Source organism: Streptomyces sp. G5(2025) (assembly GCF_049542075.1).
Taxonomy (GTDB): domain Bacteria; phylum Actinomycetota; class Actinomycetes; order Streptomycetales; family Streptomycetaceae; genus Streptomyces.
In genome coordinates this window covers 1,856,086-1,873,799 of sequence record NZ_JBMUZT010000006.1, presented here as the reverse complement: position 1 = coordinate 1,873,799, position 17,714 = coordinate 1,856,086, and the positions used below count along the sequence as shown (strand labels likewise).

Here is a 17,714-nt window from a genome sequence, read left to right as displayed (position 1 = left end):
ACGGCCTCAGCTGTGCCACGGCAGCCGGGTTGCGTCACCGCAGACGGCCTCAGCTGTGCCACGGCAGCCGGGTTGCGTCACCGCAGACGGCCTCAGCGGTGTCGCTGTAGCCGGGTGGCGTCGCCGCAGAGGCGCCTCAGCTGTGCTGCGGTAGCGGGGTCGCGCTGCCGCAGACGTGCCTCAGCTGTGCTGAGGTAGCCGGGTTGCGCTGCCGGAGACGTGTCTCAGCCGGGTCGCGTCGCCGCAAGCCGCGCGCCTCAGCCGCGTCGCGCGCCACCCCTCAGTCGCCCTGCGCGCCGCCCTGCGTGCCGCGCCGCGTGCCGCCCCTCAGTCGCCCTGCGTGCCGCCCTGCGTGCCGCGTCGCGCGCCACCCCTCAGTCGCCCTGCGCGCCGCCCTGCGTGCCGCGCCGCGTGCCGCCCCTCAGTCGCCCTGCGCGCCGCCCTGCGTGCCGCGCCGCGTGCCGCCCCTCAGTCGCCCTGCGCGCCGCCCTGCGTGCCGCCCTGCGTGCCGCGCCGCGTGCCGCCCCTCAGTCGCCCCGCGCGCCACCCCTCAGTCGCCCTGTGCGCCACCCCTCAGTCGCCCCGCGTGCCGCCCTGCGCGCCGCCCCGCGCGCCACCCCGCAGTCGCCTGCGCGCCGCCCCTCAGTCGCCCCGCGCGCCGCGTGCCGCCCCGCGCGTCGCCCCGCGCGCCGCGCCTCAGTTGCGACGCAGCAGGCGGGTCGCGCCCGCTGCCACCGTTGTCGCCAGGACCCAGCCGAGCAGGATCAGCGCCGTCGAGAACCACTGCCAGCCGCCGCGCAGTTGCCAGTAGCTGTCCTGGCCGAGGTTGATCACGGGCAGCAGGAGGTCGAGGGCGAAGAGCGCCGGGTTCCAGTTCGGGTGTTCGCCCGGTTTGATCGCCGGGTGGTCGGCGTGGGAGAACGCCACGGCGCTGACCGCCCACAGCACGGCCATCCAGACCGCCGCCCGGCCGGGCCGGTAACCGTACGCGACCGTCCAGTCCTGGGCGAAGCCCCACAGCTTCGCCGCCAGCGGCAGCGTCTCGCGGCGTCTGCGCTGCTTGGCGAGGAGGACCTCGCGGGCGTCGGCGTCCTCCCCTCCGTTGCGCAGGACGGCGGCCAGCTTCTCGTACGGCTCGGGGTTGTACTCGGCGGTCGCGGCCGCCACCCAGCTCAGCCGCTCGGCGAGCGGGAAACTGCCCAGCGGGACGAGGTTCTCGTAGGTGAAGCCGCCCATCTGGAGGCCGCCCGGCCCGGGCCAGCTCGTCGCCCGGTCGATGAGGTTGACGACCTTGGCGCCGGACAGCACGACCTTGCCGCGCCGCGGAGCCTCGCCGAGGAAGCGCAGCTCGGGCGTCTGGACGCGGCGCAGCGAGATCTCCTGGTCGTTCTGGAGCGTGAAGCGGGCCGCCGCGAAGTCGATGGCGTCACCGAAGCGGCCGTCGTCGAGCCGGATGCCGCCCTCGCACTCGAAGCGCTGCACGCGGGTGCCGCGCGCCGGCGTCATGCCGCTGGTCTGCAGCGGATTGCCGACGGCGGCCGGCGTCAGGTACAGCGTGCGCTCGACGGTCAGCTGCGGGGCGTTGAGCGCGTACCGCCCGTACTGGTTGATGAGCCTGCTGCCGCGCAGGCTCAGCGACACGCCGACCTTCGCGCCGCGCAGGCTCAGCTCGCCGTGCGACTCCATCATCTCCGCCTGGAGGTCCTGCCCGACGGTGAGGCCGTCACCGGTGATCGAGCGGCTGCGCCGGTCGCGGTAGACCACCGCCTGGTTCAGGAGCAGATCGGTGCCGATCTGGGCGTCGGTGAGACGGATGCCGTTGTGCACCCGGCAGCGCGGCAGGTGCAGGTCGCCCTCGGTGTGCAGCCGCGCCGCCTCGATGCGCGGGATCGAGCAGTCGACGAGGCGCAGCGTGGCGAAGCGGGACTCGGGGAGGAGGATCTCCTTCTCGAAGCGGCAGTGCTTCATCTCGGTGTACGGGGCGATGGTCCCGCCCGCGAGATCGAGCACGTCGGTGATCTGCACGCCCGCCAGCTTGAGCGAGGAGACCCGGCCCGCCAGCGCGGGCGGCCCGTCGAGCAGGAGCCAGCACACGATGCGCGCGCGGACGCTGCGCTCGGGGCCCCAGGGGAAGCCGCCGTGCGGATCGTCCACCGCGGCGTCGCCCGACCTGAGGTCGTAGACGCTGCCGTTGCGGAACGCCTGCCACATGCCGATCTCCGCGGCGGTCAGCCCGTCCGGCGGCTCCGCGGTGCCCTCGTCGTCGACCACTGCCCTGCCACCTCCCTCCGCACGCACCGGTGCGTCGTACACCCGTTTCATGCCCGCTGTGTGACCGGCTGAACGCGTGTGGTGAAGGAGGTCCCGCGAGATCCATATCAGTCAGTGATACGGGCGACCGAGGCCGAAAGAAGGTCTGAGAGAATTGGCCATGTGATCTCTCGAATCGATCTGCGCGGCGACGCCCTCCCCGAGGGCCCCGCCCTGCGCGCCCTGCTGCCCCGTGCCGACTTCGACGTCGCGGCCGCCCTGGAGAAGGTGCGGCCCATCTGCGAGGACGTGCATCATCGTGGCGACGCGGCGCTGATCGAGTACGCGGAGAAATTCGACGGAGTACGGCTCGACCAGGTCCGTGTGCCCGCCACCGCCCTCAAGGAGGCCCTGGCCGGTCTCGATCCCGTCGTGCGCCAGGCCCTGGAGGAGTCGATCCGCCGTGCCCGCCTCGTCCACTCCGCCCAGCGCCGCGCCCCGCACACCGTGCAGGTCGTCCCCGGCGGCAAGGTCACCGAGAAGTGGGTCCCGGTCGAGCGCGTCGGGCTCTACGCCCCCGGTGGCCGGTCCGTCTACCCCTCCTCCGTGATCATGAACGCCGTTCCGGCGCAGGAGGCGGGCGTCGAGTCGATGGCGCTCGCGTCCCCGCCCCAGGCCGACTTCGGTGGCCTCCCGCACCCGACGATCCTCGCCGCCTGCGCGCTCCTCGGCATCGACGAGGTGTACGCGGTCGGCGGCGCCCAGGCCGTCGCGATGTTCGCGTACGGCACCGAGACCTGCGCCCCGGCCAACATGGTGACGGGCCCCGGCAACATCTGGGTCGCCGCCGCCAAGCGCTACTTCACCGGCCGGATCGGCATCGACACCGAGGCGGGCCCGACCGAGATCGCCGTCCTCGCCGACGACACCGCCGACCCGGCGCACGTCGCGTCCGACCTGATCAGCCAGGCCGAGCACGACCCGCTCGCGGCAGCCGTGCTCGTCACCGACTCCGAGGCACTCGCCGACGCGGTCGCGAAGGAGCTTCAGCCGCAGGTCGCCGCGACCAAGCACGTCGAGGACCGCATCGTCCCGGCGCTGAAGGGCCGCCAGTCCGCGATCGTCCTGGTCGACGGCCTGGAGGAGGGCCTGCGGGTCGTCGACGCGTACGGCGCCGAGCACCTGGAGATCCAGACCGCCGACGCCCCTTCCGTGGCGGAACGCGTCAAGAACGCCGGCGCGATCTTCGTCGGCCCCTGGGCGCCCGTCTCCCTCGGCGACTACTGCGCCGGCTCCAACCACGTCCTGCCGACCGGCGGCTGCGCCTGCCACTCCTCTGGCCTGTCCGTCCAGTCGTTCCTGCGCGGCATCCACATCGTGGACTACACCCGCGAGGCCCTCGCGGACGTCGCGCACCACGTGGTGACGCTCGCCGAGGCGGAGGACCTGCCGGCTCACGGCGCCGCGATCAAGGCGAGGTTCGGATGGAAGGTGCCGGGCCAGTGAGCGACGTACGCATCGACGACCTCCCGATCCGCGACGAGCTGCGCGGCAAGTCCCCCTACGGCGCGCCCCAGCTCGACGTACCCGTCCGCCTGAACACCAACGAGAACCCCTACCCGCTCCCCGAGCCGCTCGTCGAGCGCATCGCCGAGCGGGTCCGCGAGGCCGCCCGCGACCTCAACCGCTACCCCGACCGGGACGCGGTCGAGCTGCGCACCGAGCTGGCGCGCTACCTCACCCGCACCGGCGGACATGAGGTCACGCTCGCCAACGTCTGGGCGGCGAACGGCTCCAACGAGGTCATCCAGCAGCTCCTGCAGACCTTCGGCGGCCCCGGCAGGACGGCCATCGGCTTCGAGCCCTCGTACTCGATGCACGGCCTGATCGCGCGCGGTACCGGCACGGCCTGGATCTCCGGGCCGCGCCACGACGACTTCACAGTCGACGTCGAGGCGGCGGCCAAGGCCATCGCCGAGAGCCAGCCGGACGTCGTCTTCATCACCACCCCCAACAACCCCACGGGCAACGCCGTCCCCGCCGAGACGGTCCTCGCGCTGTACGAAGCGGCGCAGGCCGCGAAGCCGTCCATGGTGGTGGTCGACGAGGCGTACGTCGAGTTCAGCCACGGCGACTCGCTGCTCCCGCTGATCGAGGGGCGCCCGCACCTCGTCATCTCGCGGACCATGTCGAAGGCCTTCGGCGCCGCCGGACTGCGCCTCGGCTACCTCGCCGCCCACCCGGCGGTCGTCGACGCCGTGCAGCTGGTGCGCCTGCCGTACCACCTGTCGGCCGTCACGCAGGCCACCGCGCTCGCCGCCCTGGAGCACACGGACACGCTCCTGAAGTACGTGGACCAGCTCAAGGCCGAGCGCGACCGCCTCGTCACCGAGCTGCGCGCGATGGGGTACGAGGTGACGGACTCCGACGCGAACTTCGTCCAGTTCGGGCGATTCGACGGCGAGGGGGGCGCCCACGAGGTGTGGCAGAAGATCCTCGACCGGGGCGTCCTGGTCCGGGACAACGGCGTACCGGGATGGCTGCGGGTCACCGCGGGAGCCCCCGACGAAAACGACGCGTTCCTCGATGCGGTACGCGAACTCAAGAAGGAGCAGGACGCATGAACCGCGTAGGACGGGTCGAGCGGACCACCAAGGAGACGTCGGTCGTCGTCGAGATCGATCTCGACGGCACCGGCAAGGTCGACGTGTCGACCGGGGTCGGCTTCTACGACCACATGCTCGACCAGCTCGGCCGCCACGGCCTGTTCGACCTCACGGTCAAGACCGAGGGCGACCTGCACATCGACTCCCACCACACCATCGAGGACACCGCGCTCGCGCTCGGCGCCGCCTTCAAGCAGGCCCTCGGCGACAAGGTGGGCATCTACCGCTTCGGCAACTGCACGGTCCCGCTCGACGAGTCGCTGGCCCAGGTGACGGTCGACCTCTCCGGGCGCCCGTACCTCGTGCACACCGAGCCCGAGAAGATGGCGCCGATGATCGGCGAGTACGACACGACGATGACCCGGCACATCCTGGAGTCCTTCGTCGCGCAGGCGCAGATCGCCCTGCACGTCCACGTGCCGTACGGGCGCAACGCCCACCACATCGTGGAGTGCCAGTTCAAGGCGCTCGCCCGCGCCCTGCGGTACGCGTCCGAGCGCGACCCGCGCGCGGCCGGCATCCTTCCCTCCACGAAGGGCGCGCTCTAACCCATGACCGGCCTCACCACCATCCTCATCGTCGTCGGTCTCTTCCTGATCGGCGGCGTCATCTCCTTCGTCAAGCAGGACATGCCCAAGAGCCTGATCACGCTGGTGTCCATCGGCGCCGTGATGTGCCTGGCCGCGGGCATCCTGCGGCTCGACTACTGGAACTGACGGGAGGGGTACGCGAGATGAGCACTCCCAAGAAGGTCGTCGTCTTCGACTACGGCTTCGGCAACGTCCGCTCCGCCGAGCGCGCCCTCGCGCGCGCGGGAGCCGACGTCGAGATAACGCGCGACTACGACAAGGCCATGAACGCCGACGGCCTGCTCGTGCCCGGCGTCGGCGCGTTCGCCGCCTGCATGCGGGGTCTCAAGGAGGCGCGCGGCGACTGGATCATCGGACGCCGCCTGGCCGGTGGCCGTCCTGTGATGGGCATCTGCGTCGGCATGCAGATCCTCTTCGCGCGCGGCATCGAACACGGCGTCGAGACCGAGGGCCTGGACGAGTGGCCCGGCACGGTCGAGCCGCTGAAGGCCGAGATCGTCCCGCACATGGGCTGGAACACCCTCCAGGCCTCCGCGGGCTCCACGCTCTTCAAGGGCCTCGACGACGACGCCCGCTTCTACTTCGTGCACTCCTACGCCGTGCACCACTGGTCCCTCGAAGTCGTGAACCCGGCGATGCGCGCCCCGCACGTCACCTGGTCCACGCACGGCGAGCCCTTCGTGGCGGCCGTCGAGAACGGCGCGCTGAGCGCCACCCAGTTCCACCCCGAGAAGTCCGGCGACGCCGGCGCCCAGCTCCTCACCAACTGGATCGGAACCCTGTGAGCACCCTCGAACTCCTTCCCGCCGTCGACGTCCGCGACGGCCAGGCCGTACGCCTCGTCCACGGCGAGTCCGGCTCGGAGACCTCCTACGGCTCCCCGCTGGAGGCCGCCCTCGCCTGGCAGCGGTCGGGCGCCGAGTGGCTGCACCTGGTCGACCTGGACGCGGCGTTCGGCACCGGCGACAACCGCGCCCTGATCGCCGAGGTCGCCGCGGCGATGGACATCAAGGTGGAGCTCTCCGGGGGCATCCGCGACGACGACACCCTCGCCGCCGCCCTCGCCACCGGCTGCACCCGCGTCAACCTCGGCACCGCCGCCCTGGAGACCCCCGAGTGGGTCGCCAAGGTCATCGCCGAGCACGGCGACAAGGTCGCGGTCGGTCTCGACGTACGCGGCACGACGCTGCGCGGCCGCGGCTGGACCCGCGACGGCGGCGACCTCTACGAGACCCTGGAGCGCCTCAATTCCGAGGGCTGCGCGCGCTACGTGGTCACCGACATCGCCAAGGACGGCACGCTCCAGGGCCCCAACCTGGAGCTGCTGCGCACCGTGTGCGCGGCGACGGACCGCCCCGTGGTCGCCTCCGGCGGCGTCTCCTCGCTGGACGACCTGCGCGCCATCTCCGAGCTGGTCCCGCTCGGCGTCGAGGGCGCGATCGTCGGCAAGGCGCTGTACGCGAAGGCGTTCACCCTCGAAGAGGCGCTCGCCGCGGTGGCCTCGTCATGAGCGACGCCGTACGCCGGGTGAGCACGGGCGGCCCGTGGGAGGAGGCCATCGGCTACTCCCGCGCCGTCGAACTGCCGAACGGCCTCGTCCTGGTCTCCGGCTGCACGTCCGTGGTGAACGGCGTGATCGACGCGGGCACCCCGTACGACCAGACCGTCAACGCCTTCCAGGTCGCCTTCGACGCGCTCAAGAAGCTCGGCCTCGGCCGTGAGCACGTCGTACGCACCCGCCTGTACCTCACGCACGCGCGGGACGTGGACGAGGTGGGCCGCGCCCACAAGGAACTCTTCGACGACGTCCGCCCCGCCGCCTCCATGCTGATCGTCTCCGGCTTCATCGACCCCGGCCTGGTCGTCGAGGTCGAAGTGGAGGCATACGGTCCGCGCGCCGCCCAGGGAGGTGCGGCATGACCCTCTCCGTACGTGTGATCCCCTGCCTCGACGTGGACAACGGCCGCGTCGTCAAGGGCGTCAACTTCCAGAACCTGCGGGACGCGGGCGACCCCGTCGAGATGGCCAAGGTGTACGACGCCGAGGGCGCCGACGAGCTGACCTTCCTGGACATCACCGCGTCCTCGGGCAACCGCGAGACGACGTACGACGTGGTCCGCCGCACCGCCGAGCAGGTCTTCATCCCGCTCACGGTCGGCGGCGGCGTCCGCACCGCCGAGGACGTCGACAAGCTGCTGCGCGCGGGCGCGGACAAGGTCGGCGTCAACACGGCGGCGATCGCCCGCCCCGACCTCATCCGCGAGATCGCGGAACGCTTCGGCCGCCAGGTCCTCGTCCTCTCCGTGGACGCGCGCCGCACCCCGTCCGGCTCCTTCGAGGTGACGACCCACGGCGGCCGCAACTCCGCCGGCATCGACGCCGTCGAATGGGCCCACGAGGCCGCGGAGCTGGGCGCCGGCGAGATCCTGCTCAACTCGATGGACGCCGACGGCACGAAGGACGGCTACGACATCGAGATGATCGCGGCGGTCCGCAAGCACGTCACGGTTCCGGTCATCGCCTCAGGTGGCGCGGGCCGCCTGGAACACTTCCCCCCGGCGATCGCCGCGGGCGCGGACGCGGTGCTGGCGGCGTCGGTCTTCCACTTCGGCGATCTGCGGATCGGCGAGGTGAAGGGGACGTTGCGGGGGGCCGGGTATCCGGTGAGGTGACCAGGTGGCGAAGGGCTCCCTCAGAGCCCCAGCTGTTTCGTCTCGTGGAGGGCGGCGATCGCGTCCTTGTCGCCCTCCAGGGAGACGTCGGCCGCCTCCTGCCTGCCGTACGCGAACAGCAGCAGCTCGGAGGGTTCGCCCGTCGCCGTCACCACCGGGGCGCCCTTGTGGGCCACCACCGTCTGGCCGTCCGGGCGGCGCAGGACCAGACCGACCGGGGCCTTGCGGCCCACCAGACGGGCCGTGCGTTCCAGGCTGGACCACAGGGCGTCCGAGAAGACCGGGTCGAGTGCGCGCGGCGTCCAGTCGGGCTGGGCCCGGCGTACGTCCTCGGTGTGGATGTAGAACTCAATGGCGTTCGACGCCTCGTCGATCTGCTTGAGCGAGAAGGGCGAGAAACGCGGCGGGCCCGTCCTGATCAGCTGCATCAGCTCTTCGTACGGCTTCGCGGCGAACTCGGCCTGCACCCGCTCCAGGCGCCCCGCCAACTGCTTGATCAGGAGCCCGCCCGCCGCGTCCGCGCGGCGCTCGCGCACCACCACGTGGGCCGCGAGGTCCCGGGTCTGCCAGCCTTCGCAGAGTGTGGGGGCCTCGGGGCCCTGTGCCTCCAACAGGTCGGCGAGGAGAAGTCGTTCACGCTTCGCATGGGTCGACATGCCAGCCAGCCTACGACTGGTCGGCCGGTCCGGACAGTGGACGCCCGCCAAGGCCACCGCGCCGGCGCGGCACAATGGGCGCATGACCAGCGTGCCCCCGCCCAGCAGCGGCCTCGACCCGGAGATCGCCGCGCGCCTCAAGCGCAGCGCCGACGGCCTCCTCCCCGCCATCGCCCAGCAGTACGACACCGGAGAGGTGCTCATGCTCGGCTGGATGGACGACGAGGCGCTGCACCGCACCCTCACCACCGGGCGCTGCACCTACTGGTCCCGCAGCCGCCAGGAGTACTGGGTCAAGGGCGACACCTCCGGCCACTTCCAGTACGTCAAGGAGGTGGCCCTCGACTGCGACGCGGACACCGTCCTCGTCCAGGTCGACCAGGTCGGCGCGGCCTGCCACACCGGCACCCGCACCTGCTTCGACTCCGACGTGCTGCCCTTGTCCGGCGTACCGGCGCCCGGTCAGTAGGGTCTGCTGCCATGGACCTCGAAACCTTCCGCAAGCTCGCGACCGACCGCCGAGTGATCCCCGTCAGCCGCAAGCTCCTCGCGGACGGTGACACCCCCGTCGGCCTCTACCGCAAGCTCGCCGCCGAACGTCCCGGCACCTTCCTCCTGGAATCCGCCGAGAACGGCCGCAGTTGGTCCAGGTACTCCTTCGTCGGCGTCCGCAGCGCCGCCACCCTCACCGTCCGCGACGGCGAGGCCCACTGGCTGGGCACCCCGCCCGTCGGCGTCCCCACCTCCGGCGACCCGCTCGACGCGCTGCGCGCCACCGTCGAGACCCTGCACACCGCCCGCGACCTGGTCGCCGACGCGGCCCTGCCGCCCTTCACCGGAGGCATGGTCGGCTACCTCGGCTACGACATCGTGCGCCGCCTGGAGAAGATCGGCCCCGGAGAGCGGGACGACCTGAAACTCCCCGAGCTGACCATGCTGCTCACCAGCGACCTCGCCGTCCTGGACCACTGGGACGGCTCGGTCCTGCTGATCGCCAACGCGATCAACCACAACGATCTGGAGACGGGGGTCGACGAGGCCTACGCCGACGCGGTCGCCCGGCTCGACGCCATGGAGGCCGACCTCTCCCGGCCCGTCGCCCAGCCCCCCGCCGCGCTCCCGCCCTCCGAGCTGCCCGAGTACACCGCGCTGTGGGGCGGCGAGCAGTACCAGGAGGCCGTCGAGGACATCAAGGAGCGCATCCGGGCCGGTGAGGCCTTCCAGGTCGTGCCCTCACAGAGGTTCGAGACCCCGTGCGAGGCGAGCGCGCTGGACGTGTACCGGGTGCTGCGGGCCACCAACCCGTCGCCGTACATGTACCTCCTGCGCCTCGACGGGTTCGACGTCGTGGGCTCCAGCCCCGAGGCCCTCGTCAAGGTCGAGGACGGGCACGCGATGGTTCACCCCATCGCCGGCACCCGCCACCGCGGCGCCACCCCCCAGGAGGACCAGGCGCTCGCCGACGAACTGCTCGCCGATCCCAAGGAGCGCGCCGAGCACCTGATGCTCGTCGACCTAGGCCGCAACGACCTGGGCCGCGTCTGCGAGCCGGGCTCCGTCGAGGTCGTGGACTTCATGTCCGTCGAGAAGTACTCCCACGTCATGCACATCGTCTCGACCGTCACCGGACAGGTCGCCCAGGGCCGCACCGCCTTCGACGTGCTCACCGCCTGCTTCCCCGCGGGCACCCTCTCCGGCGCCCCCAAGCCCCGCGCCATGCAGATCATCGACGAACTGGAGCCCTCCCGGCGCGGCCTGTACGGCGGCTGCGTCGGCTACCTCGACTTCGCGGGCGACTCCGACACCGCCATCGCCATCCGCACCGCCCTGCTGCGCGACGGCACGGCGTACGTGCAGGCCGGCGCCGGTGTCGTCGCCGATTCCGACCCCGTCGCCGAGGACACCGAGTGCCGCAACAAGGCCGCCGCCGTGCTGCGCGCCATCCACACGGCCAACCGCCTGCACGTCCCGGGAAGCCGTGAGGGATAGTGGACAAGTGACTTCCGCAGTACCACCGCCCCGGACCGACACCCCGCCCGAGCCCGCCGAGACCGCCGAGGCCGCCGAGACAAAGGAACAGCGCGGCAGTCGGCGCAGCATCGCCGCCGCCCTGCTGCTCGGCGCCGTCGGCGCGGCCCTCGCGCTGCTCGCCTCGCGGCAGGCCTGGGCCCACGGGACGGCGTCGGTGGCGGGCGGCGACCTGTCCCTGACCGCGAGCGGCGGCGACGTCACGGGTGTACCCGCGGCCCTCGCGATAGTGGGCCTCGCCGCCCTCGTCGCGGTCTTCGCCGTCCGCCGCACCGGACGCGTCCTGGTCTCCCTGCTGCTCACGCTGAGCGGCGCGGGCACCGTGGCCGCCGCCCTGCTCGGCGCAGGCGACAGCGCCGCCCTCGACGAGAAGGCCGCCACCGCGTCCGGCGACGCCGCCGCCACCATCAGCGACCTGAGTCACACCGGCTGGCCCTACGCCGCGGCCGCCGCGGGCGTCCTCCTCCTGCTCGCGGGCCTGCTCGCCCTCACGTACGGTCGCTCATGGCCCGCCATGTCGGGGCGCTACGAACGCGACGGCTCGCCGAGCCCCCGCAAGGCGCGCCGCGCCCCCGACCCGGAGCGGCCCGAGGAACTGTGGAAGGCCCTGGACCGGGGCGAGGACCCGACGCGCGAAGCGTGACCCCGCGCTCAGGGCGTACGCGCCGGTACGGGACAATGACAGCGAGCGTCCGACTCGCGGTGGGTCTTACGCCCACCACCACGCATACAGCAACGAGGAGCAAGTCATGGCGGGCAGCAGCCACGGACACACCCCGGCCGCCTGGACCGGTGTCATCATCGCCTTCATCGGTTTCTGCGTCGCGGGTGCCTTCATGGTGATGGCCAACGTGCCCGGGTTCTGGGCGGGCATGGCCCTCATCGTGGTCGGCGGCCTCGTCGGCGGCGTCATGCGCGCCATGGGCCTCGGCGCGGACAAGAGCCGGCAGCAGCGCCAGGTCGTGCGCTCCCAGAGCTGACCTTCACCGTACGGAGAGAGGCGGTCCGGCAGGTGCCGGGGCCGCCTCTCGTGCTCCCCGGCCACCGGGCGGCGGGCCCCCGCACGAGGCACAATGCACGCGTGAGAGCCGAACCTGAGAGCGCCGAGACCGCCCGGAAGGGCGCGCCCCGCTCCTGGCCCGCCTGCTCGTGCCAGCCGGCGTGCTGGCCGCCGTCGCCGGGGCCTTCGCGTACGTCGGCGCCGTCGACCCCAACGAACCCGGCCACTACCCCGCCTGCCCGCTCCTGCGCCTCACCGGGATCTACTGCCCCGGCTGCGGCGGACTGCGCAGCGCCCACGCCTTCGCCCACGGCGACCTCGCCACGGCCCTCGGCGCCAACGCGCTCGCCGTCGCCGGGTACGGCCTCTTCGCGGTGCTGTGGAGCGTCTGGGTGGTCCGCGTGGCGCGCGGGCGGCCCCCGAGGATCGACGTGCGCCCGGCACAGCTGTGGGGCGTCGGTGTCCTGGTCGCGCTCTTCACCCTCGTACGCAATCTGCCGTTCGGGTCCTGGCTCCATCCGTGAACGCGCAGGCCGTAGGGGTGACGAATGTCCAGGTCGTGGGACAGGCGTCAACCGGATGCGGGGCCTTCGCCCTCCTGCGGATACCATCGCAGTGACCAGCTTGAACGTCAGCTTCAACCGTCAGGGAAGGGGACCGCTCGCGTGAGTGTGCTCGACGAGATCATCGACGGAGTCCGTGCCGACCTCGCGGAGCGGCAGGCGCGCGTCAGCCTCGACGAGCTCAAGGAACGCGCGGCCAAGGCCCCCGCGGCCAAGGACGGCGCGGCCGCCCTGCGCGGCGACGGCGTCAAGGTCATCTGTGAGGTCAAGCGCTCCAGCCCCTCCAAGGGCGCGCTCGCCGCGATCGCCGACCCCGCAGGGCTCGCCGCCGACTACGAGGCGGGCGGCGCCGCCGTCATCTCCGTGCTCACCGAGGAGCGCCGCTTCGGCGGCTCGCTCGCCGACCTGGAGGCGGTCCGCGCCAAGGTCGACATCCCGGTGCTGCGCAAGGACTTCATCGTTACCTCGTACCAGCTGTGGGAGGCCCGCGCGTACGGCGCCGACCTCGCGCTGCTGATCGTGGCCGCCCTGGACCAGCCCGCCCTGGAGTCCCTCATCGAGCGCGCCGAGTCGATCGGCCTCACGCCGATCGTCGAGGTGCACGACGAGGAGGAGGCCGAGCGCGCCGTGGACGCGGGCGCCCGCGTCGTCGGTGTCAACGCCCGCGACCTGAAGACCCTCAAGGTCGACCGCACCGTGTTCGAGCGGATCGCCCCCGAGCTGCCGGACAGCGTCGTCAAGATCGCCGAGTCCGGTGTCCGCGGCCCGCACGACCTGATCGCGTACGCCAACGCGGGCGCCGACGCGGTCCTCGTCGGCGAGTCCCTGGTGACCGGCCGCGACCCGAAGGCCGCGGTCTCCGACCTGGTCGCCGCGGGCGCGCACCCGGCCCTGCGGCACGGACGGAGCTGACCCTCCCGATGCCGATCTCCGCCCGCCTCGCCCCCGGCTGCCGCCCCCGCGGCTGCCGGGCGCCCGCGCGGCGGGTGCGGGGCCGGCGGGTGAGGTATCACATCGGCTCGGAGCCGGGCCAGATCCCCGGGATGCGATGGCGAGGCGGCGCCTTGTGCGCCGCCGTGAGCTGAGCGCCCCGTAAGGGGCGCGGGGAACTGCGCGACCGGCCCAAAACGGCCCGCAGCCGCAGAAGAGCCCGCACAGCTACGGCGCCAAGGCGTACTCATGTCACACGCCAACGCCACCCATAGCGAGGTTCACGCATGCCCAGCCAGTTCTTCATCCCGGACCCCGAGGGTCAGATCCCCAGCGCCGAAGGCTACTTCGGCGCATTCGGCGGCAAGTTCATCCCGGAGGCCCTGGTGGCCGCCGTGGACGAGGTGGCCGTCGAGTACGACAAGGCCAAGAGCGACCCGGAGTTCGCCCGCGAGCTCGACGACCTCCTGGTCCACTACACCGGCCGTCCCAGCAGCCTCACCGAGGTCCCCCGCTTCGCGGAGCACGCCGGCGGCGCCCGCGTCTTCCTCAAGCGCGAGGACCTCAACCACACCGGCTCGCACAAGATCAACAACGTCCTCGGCCAGGCCCTGCTCACCAAGCGCATGGGCAAGACCCGCGTCATCGCCGAGACCGGCGCCGGCCAGCACGGCGTCGCCACGGCCACCGCCTGCGCGCTCTTCGGCCTCGAATGCACCATCTACATGGGCGAGATCGACACCCAGCGCCAGGCGCTGAACGTGGCCCGCATGCGCATGCTCGGCGCCGAGGTCATCGCCGTGAAGTCCGGCAGCCGCACCCTGAAGGACGCCATCAACGAGGCGTTCCGCGACTGGGTCGCCAACGTCGACCGCACCCACTACCTCTTCGGGACCGTCGCCGGACCGCACCCCTTCCCCGCCATGGTCCGCGACTTCCACCGCGTCATCGGCGTCGAGGCCCGCCGCCAGATCCTGGAGCGCGCCGGACGGCTGCCCGACGCCGCCGTCGCCTGCGTGGGCGGCGGTTCCAACGCCATCGGCCTCTTCCACGCCTTCATCCCGGACGCGGACGTACGCCTCGTCGGCTGCGAGCCCGCCGGGCACGGCGTCGAGACCGGCGAGCACGCGGCCACGCTGACCGCGGGCGAGCCGGGCATCCTGCACGGCTCCCGCTCCTACGTCCTCCAGGACGAGGAGGGCCAGATCACCGAGCCCTACTCGATCTCGGCGGGCCTGGACTACCCCGGCATCGGCCCCGAGCACGCCTACCTCAAGGACAGCGGCCGCGGCGAGTACCGCGCCGTCACCGACGACGCCGCCATGCGGGCGCTGCGCCTCCTGTCCCGCACGGAGGGCATCATCCCGGCCATCGAGAGCGCCCACGCGCTCGCCGGGGCGCTCGACGTCGGCAAGGAGCTCGGCAAGGACGGCCTGATCGTCGTCAACCTCTCCGGGCGCGGCGACAAGGACATGGACACGGCCGCACGCTACTTCGGCCTGTACGACACGGACGCCACCGTCGAGGCGGACGCGTCCGCCACCGGCGCGGAGATCAAGGGGGACGCCAAGTGAGCGGCAACATCGGGCTGTTGAGCGACACCCTGGCGGTCGCCAAGGCCGAGGGGCGCTCCGCGCTCATCGCCTACCTCCCCGCCGGCTTCCCCACCGTCGACGGCGGCATCGCCGCCGTCAAGGCGGTCTTCGACGGCGGCGCCGACGTCGTCGAGGTCGGCCTGCCGCACAGCGACCCGGTGCTCGACGGGCCGGTCATCCAGACCGCCGACGACATCGCCCTGCGCGGCGGCCTCAAGATCCGTGACGTCATGCGCACCGTCCGCGAGGCCCACGAGGCGACCGGCAAGCCGGTGCTCGTCATGACGTACTGGAACCCGATCGACCGCTACGGCGTGGAGCGCTTCACCGCCGAGCTCGCCGAGGCCGGCGGCGCGGGCTGCATCCTGCCCGACCTGCCCGTCCAGGAGTCCGGCCTCTGGAGGGAGCACGCCGAGAAGCACGACCTGGCGACGGTCTTCGTCGTCGCGCCGAGCAGCAAGGACGAGCGGCTCGCCACGATCACGGCAGCGGGCTCCGGCTTCGTGTACGCGGCGTCGCTGATGGGCGTCACCGGCACCCGCGAGTCCGTCGGCGAGCAGGCCCAGGACCTGGTGCGGCGCACCAAGGGCACCACCGACCTGCCCGTCTGCGTGGGCCTCGGCGTCTCCAACGCCCGCCAGGCCGCCGAGGTCGCGGGCTTCGCCGACGGAGTGATCGTCGGCTCCGCCTTCGTGCAGCGGATGCTCGACGCCGAGGACGAGGCCGCCGGGCTGGCCGCCGTGCGCGCGCTGGCGGCCGAGCTCGCGGACGGGGTCCGCGGCAAGGCGTAACTCGTACGGGTGGTCCTGGACCGGGGAGGCACGCTCGTGCCTCCCCGGTTCGTTGGCGGGGTGTGAGTGAGAAGAACCGTGAGGCAAAGCGATCGGCCCGTGAGCGGCTGACGGAAGAGCGAGAGCGACAGAAGGCCCGCGACAAGCGGCGCCGGGCGCTGATCGTGGGCGCCGCGGTGGTCGGCGTCCTCGGCCTCGCCGCCGTGGTGGGGCTGCTCGCCGCCAATTCCGGCGACGACAAGAGCGACACCTCGGGCCCGGTGGCCGTCCCCGCGGGGGCCGCGGGCAAGGACCGGCTGACGATCCCCCTCGGCAAGGACAGCGCCAAGGCGACCCTCACCATCTGGGAGGACTTCCGCTGCCCGGCCTGCAAGCAGTTCGAGGACGGCTATCGCTCGACGATCAACGACCTCGCCGAGAAGGGCCGGCTCAAGGTCGAGTACCACCTGGCCACCCTCATCGACGGGAACATGGGCGGCAGCGGCTCCCTGCGCGCGGCCAACGCCGCGGCGTGCGCCCAGGACGCCGGCAAGTTCCCGGCCTACCACGACGTGCTCTTCAAGAACCAGCCCCCGGAAACCGAGGACGCCTACGGGGACAACGGCCGGTTGATCGAGCTCGCCGGTCAGGTCGACGGTCTCGTCACGGACCCCTTCAAGAAGTGCGTCGAGGACGGCAAGCACGACAGCTGGGTCACCAAGTCGAACAAGGCCTTCCAGGACGCGAAGCTCCAGGGCACGCCGACCGTGCTGCTCGACGGGAAGAGCATCTTCGGTGACGAGCAGAACCCCCTGACCCCGCAGAAGCTGCGGCAGCAGGTGGAGGAGGCCAACAAGAGCTAGCTCCCCCGCACCACACGCCTGTGAACCGTACGCCTGTTATGGACCCGTAGCCGGGCTGGTTGCCGCCCCCACCACCCGGCACGGTAGCGTCGGACCTGCCATGGACCTTGCCTACATTCCCAGCCCGTCCCGCGGTGTGGTCGAACTCGGACCCCTTCCGCTGCGCGGCTACGCGTTCTGCATCATCATCGGCGTCTTCGTGGCCGTATGGCTCGGCAACAAACGGTGGGTCGCCCGCGGGGCCGGCCCGGCACCGTGGCCGACATCGCCGTGTGGGCCGTGCCGTTCGGTCTCGTCGGCGGGCGTCTCTACCACGTGATCACGGACTACCAGCTGTACTTCAGCGAGGGCCGTGACTGGGTCGACGCCTTCAAAATCTGGGAAGGCGGCCTCGGGATCTGGGGCGCGATCGCGCTCGGCGCGGTCGGCGCGTGGATCGGCTGCCGCCGCCGGGGCATCCCGCTGCCGGCCTGGGCCGACGCCCTGGCCCCCGGCATCGCCCTCGCCCAGGCCATCGGCCGCTGGGGCAACTGGTTCAACCAGGAGCTGTACGGCAAGGCCACGGACGTGCCGTGGGCGCTGAAGATCACCTCGGCGGAGGACGGCCGGGTCCCCGGCACCTACCACCCCACCTTCCTGTACGAGTCCCTGTGGTGCGTCGGCGTCGCCCTCCTCGTCATCTGGGCCGACCGCCGCTTCAAGCTCGGGCACGGCCGGGCCTTCGCGCTGTACGTCGCCTCGTACTGCGCCGGGCGCGGCTGGATCGAGTACATGCGGGTGGATGACGCGCACCACGTGCTCGGTCTGCGGCTCAACGTCTGGACCGCGATCGTGGTCTTCGTGCTGGCGGTCGTCTACCTCGTCCTGTCGGCGCGGACCCGCCCCGGGCGCGAGGAGATCGTGGAACCGGATGGCTCCGGCGAGGTGGCCTCCGGCGCGGGCGGCAGTGGCGGTGATGGTGACGGCGGTTGTGTGAAGCTCACCAAGGGGGAGAAGGCCCCCGAGGATGCGGCTGAGCCCGAGGGCGAGGCCGCGCCCCAGGCCGAGCCCGAGTCCGCGCCCGAGTCCGCGCCCGAGGGCGAGGCCGAGTCCGCCAAGAAGAGCTGACGTCTTCGGGTCGTACGTCGATGG

Annotated in this window: 20 protein-coding genes and 1 pseudogene; 19 read left to right on the top strand and 2 right to left on the bottom strand. The window is 72.2% G+C overall.

All coding sequences use genetic code 11. The features are described from left to right. Nucleotides 1–696: 696 nt before the first annotated feature. Nucleotides 697–2,211, bottom strand: coding sequence for an oxidoreductase (locus tag ACOBQB_RS19365; RefSeq protein ID WP_423598586.1), 1,515 nt, complete (start codon nucleotides 2,209–2,211; stop codon nucleotides 697–699). A 222-nt stretch (nucleotides 2,212–2,433) separates the two neighbouring features. On the opposite strand from ACOBQB_RS19365, the gene hisD reads away from it, so the two are divergent. The 8 genes from hisD to hisF are packed head-to-tail and all read left to right on the top strand — an operon-like array spanning nucleotide 2,434 to nucleotide 8,178. Further along, nucleotides 2,434–3,756, top strand: coding sequence for a histidinol dehydrogenase (hisD, locus tag ACOBQB_RS19360; protein ID WP_423593333.1), 1,323 nt, complete (start codon nucleotides 2,434–2,436; stop codon nucleotides 3,754–3,756). Then, nucleotides 3,753–4,874, top strand: a complete 1,122-nt coding sequence (locus ACOBQB_RS19355) for a histidinol-phosphate transaminase (protein ID WP_423593331.1) — start codon at nucleotides 3,753–3,755, stop codon at nucleotides 4,872–4,874. The genes hisD and ACOBQB_RS19355 overlap by 4 nt, the downstream gene beginning before the upstream one ends. Beyond that, on the top strand, nucleotides 4,871–5,464 hold the full coding sequence (gene hisB, locus ACOBQB_RS19350; protein ID WP_127911671.1) for an imidazoleglycerol-phosphate dehydratase HisB: 594 nt from the start codon (nucleotides 4,871–4,873) through the stop codon (nucleotides 5,462–5,464). Before ACOBQB_RS19355 ends, hisB begins: the two co-directional genes overlap by 4 nt. Nucleotides 5,465–5,467: 3 nt before the next feature. Further along, complete coding sequence (locus ACOBQB_RS19345; protein WP_423593329.1) at nucleotides 5,468–5,632, top strand: hypothetical protein; 165 nt, start codon at nucleotides 5,468–5,470, stop codon at nucleotides 5,630–5,632. A gap of 17 nt (nucleotides 5,633–5,649) precedes the next feature. After that, nucleotides 5,650–6,291 carry an imidazole glycerol phosphate synthase subunit HisH gene (hisH, locus tag ACOBQB_RS19340; protein ID WP_423593327.1) on the top strand — a complete coding sequence of 214 codons (642 nt, stop codon included), beginning with the start codon at nucleotides 5,650–5,652 and terminating at the stop codon, nucleotides 6,289–6,291. After that, on the top strand, nucleotides 6,288–7,016 hold the full coding sequence (gene priA, locus ACOBQB_RS19335; protein ID WP_423593326.1) for a bifunctional 1-(5-phosphoribosyl)-5-((5-phosphoribosylamino)methylideneamino)imidazole-4-carboxamide isomerase/phosphoribosylanthranilate isomerase PriA: 729 nt from the start codon (nucleotides 6,288–6,290) through the stop codon (nucleotides 7,014–7,016). The genes hisH and priA overlap by 4 nt, the downstream gene beginning before the upstream one ends. Next, nucleotides 7,013–7,426: a RidA family protein gene (locus ACOBQB_RS19330; protein ID WP_423593324.1), complete on the top strand. Its 414-nt coding sequence runs from the start codon at nucleotides 7,013–7,015 to the stop codon at nucleotides 7,424–7,426. Before priA ends, ACOBQB_RS19330 begins: the two co-directional genes overlap by 4 nt. Next, nucleotides 7,423–8,178 carry an imidazole glycerol phosphate synthase subunit HisF gene (hisF, locus tag ACOBQB_RS19325; RefSeq protein ID WP_423593322.1) on the top strand — a complete coding sequence of 252 codons (756 nt, stop codon included), beginning with the start codon at nucleotides 7,423–7,425 and terminating at the stop codon, nucleotides 8,176–8,178. Before ACOBQB_RS19330 ends, hisF begins: the two co-directional genes overlap by 4 nt. Nucleotides 8,179–8,198: 20 nt before the next feature. Here the strand turns inward: hisF and ACOBQB_RS19320 are convergent, their stop codons facing one another. Next, complete coding sequence (locus ACOBQB_RS19320; RefSeq protein WP_423593320.1) at nucleotides 8,199–8,834, bottom strand: TIGR03085 family metal-binding protein; 636 nt, start codon at nucleotides 8,832–8,834, stop codon at nucleotides 8,199–8,201. A gap of 82 nt (nucleotides 8,835–8,916) precedes the next feature. On the opposite strand from ACOBQB_RS19320, the gene hisI reads away from it, so the two are divergent. The 11 genes and pseudogenes from hisI to lgt all read left to right on the top strand — a co-directional run bounded on the left by hisI (nucleotide 8,917) and on the right by lgt (nucleotide 17,690). Then, complete coding sequence (hisI, locus tag ACOBQB_RS19315; protein ID WP_223774093.1) at nucleotides 8,917–9,303, top strand: phosphoribosyl-AMP cyclohydrolase; 387 nt, start codon at nucleotides 8,917–8,919, stop codon at nucleotides 9,301–9,303. Nucleotides 9,304–9,314: 11 nt separating this feature from the next. Then, nucleotides 9,315–10,823, top strand: a complete 1,509-nt coding sequence (locus ACOBQB_RS19310) for an anthranilate synthase component I (RefSeq protein WP_423593318.1) — start codon at nucleotides 9,315–9,317, stop codon at nucleotides 10,821–10,823. A 7-nt stretch (nucleotides 10,824–10,830) separates the two neighbouring features. Next, entirely contained in the window at nucleotides 10,831–11,505 is a 675-nt protein-coding gene (locus ACOBQB_RS19305; RefSeq protein WP_423593316.1) for a TIGR02234 family membrane protein, read from the top strand. Between the two features lie 106 nt (nucleotides 11,506–11,611). Further along, on the top strand, nucleotides 11,612–11,842 hold the full coding sequence (locus ACOBQB_RS19300; protein WP_423593314.1) for an HGxxPAAW family protein: 231 nt from the start codon (nucleotides 11,612–11,614) through the stop codon (nucleotides 11,840–11,842). 154 nt (nucleotides 11,843–11,996) lie between these two features. Next, nucleotides 11,997–12,386, top strand: coding sequence for a DUF2752 domain-containing protein (locus ACOBQB_RS19295; RefSeq protein WP_423598584.1), 390 nt, complete (start codon nucleotides 11,997–11,999; stop codon nucleotides 12,384–12,386). A gap of 141 nt (nucleotides 12,387–12,527) precedes the next feature. Continuing rightward, the gene (gene trpC / locus ACOBQB_RS19290; protein WP_423593313.1) at nucleotides 12,528–13,337 is read left to right on the top strand and encodes an indole-3-glycerol phosphate synthase TrpC; all 810 of its coding nucleotides are present in this window, start codon (nucleotides 12,528–12,530) and stop codon (nucleotides 13,335–13,337) included. Nucleotides 13,338–13,345: 8 nt separating this feature from the next. Next, nucleotides 13,346–13,510 carry a tryptophan biosynthesis modulator TrpM gene (gene trpM / locus ACOBQB_RS19285; RefSeq protein WP_423593312.1) on the top strand — a complete coding sequence of 55 codons (165 nt, stop codon included), beginning with the start codon at nucleotides 13,346–13,348 and terminating at the stop codon, nucleotides 13,508–13,510. A 132-nt stretch (nucleotides 13,511–13,642) separates the two neighbouring features. Further along, nucleotides 13,643–14,929 (top strand): tryptophan synthase subunit beta, encoded by a 1,287-nt coding sequence (trpB, locus tag ACOBQB_RS19280; protein WP_423593310.1) that lies wholly within the window; start codon nucleotides 13,643–13,645, stop codon nucleotides 14,927–14,929. Beyond that, the gene (trpA, locus tag ACOBQB_RS19275) at nucleotides 14,926–15,741 is read left to right on the top strand and encodes a tryptophan synthase subunit alpha (RefSeq protein ID WP_423593309.1); all 816 of its coding nucleotides are present in this window, start codon (nucleotides 14,926–14,928) and stop codon (nucleotides 15,739–15,741) included. The genes trpB and trpA overlap by 4 nt, the downstream gene beginning before the upstream one ends. A gap of 62 nt (nucleotides 15,742–15,803) precedes the next feature. Beyond that, on the top strand, nucleotides 15,804–16,583 hold the full coding sequence (locus ACOBQB_RS19270; RefSeq protein WP_423593307.1) for a DsbA family protein: 780 nt from the start codon (nucleotides 15,804–15,806) through the stop codon (nucleotides 16,581–16,583). A 100-nt stretch (nucleotides 16,584–16,683) separates the two neighbouring features. Then, nucleotides 16,684–17,690, top strand: a pseudogene (lgt, locus tag ACOBQB_RS19265) (prolipoprotein diacylglyceryl transferase). Nucleotides 17,691–17,714: the final 24 nt, after the last annotated feature.

What these genes read in the sequence shown, in the direction of transcription:
- ACOBQB_RS19365 (WP_423598586.1), bottom strand. Translation starts at nt 2,211, where the DNA reads ATGTGGCAGGCGTTCCGCAACGGCAGCGTCTACGACCTCAGGTCGGGC.
- hisB (WP_127911671.1), top strand. Translation starts at nt 4,871, where the DNA reads ATGAACCGCGTAGGACGGGTCGAGCGGACCACCAAGGAGACGTCGGTC.
- ACOBQB_RS19345 (WP_423593329.1), top strand. Translation starts at nt 5,468, where the DNA reads ATGACCGGCCTCACCACCATCCTCATCGTCGTCGGTCTCTTCCTGATC.
- hisH (WP_423593327.1), top strand. Translation starts at nt 5,650, where the DNA reads ATGAGCACTCCCAAGAAGGTCGTCGTCTTCGACTACGGCTTCGGCAAC.
- ACOBQB_RS19330 (WP_423593324.1), top strand. Translation starts at nt 7,013, where the DNA reads ATGAGCGACGCCGTACGCCGGGTGAGCACGGGCGGCCCGTGGGAGGAG.
- hisF (WP_423593322.1), top strand. Translation starts at nt 7,423, where the DNA reads ATGACCCTCTCCGTACGTGTGATCCCCTGCCTCGACGTGGACAACGGC.
- ACOBQB_RS19320 (WP_423593320.1), bottom strand. Translation starts at nt 8,834, where the DNA reads ATGTCGACCCATGCGAAGCGTGAACGACTTCTCCTCGCCGACCTGTTG.
- hisI (WP_223774093.1), top strand. Translation starts at nt 8,917, where the DNA reads ATGACCAGCGTGCCCCCGCCCAGCAGCGGCCTCGACCCGGAGATCGCC.
- ACOBQB_RS19310 (WP_423593318.1), top strand. Translation starts at nt 9,315, where the DNA reads ATGGACCTCGAAACCTTCCGCAAGCTCGCGACCGACCGCCGAGTGATC.
- ACOBQB_RS19300 (WP_423593314.1), top strand. Translation starts at nt 11,612, where the DNA reads ATGGCGGGCAGCAGCCACGGACACACCCCGGCCGCCTGGACCGGTGTC.
- trpM (WP_423593312.1), top strand. Translation starts at nt 13,346, where the DNA reads ATGCCGATCTCCGCCCGCCTCGCCCCCGGCTGCCGCCCCCGCGGCTGC.
- trpB (WP_423593310.1), top strand. Translation starts at nt 13,643, where the DNA reads ATGCCCAGCCAGTTCTTCATCCCGGACCCCGAGGGTCAGATCCCCAGC.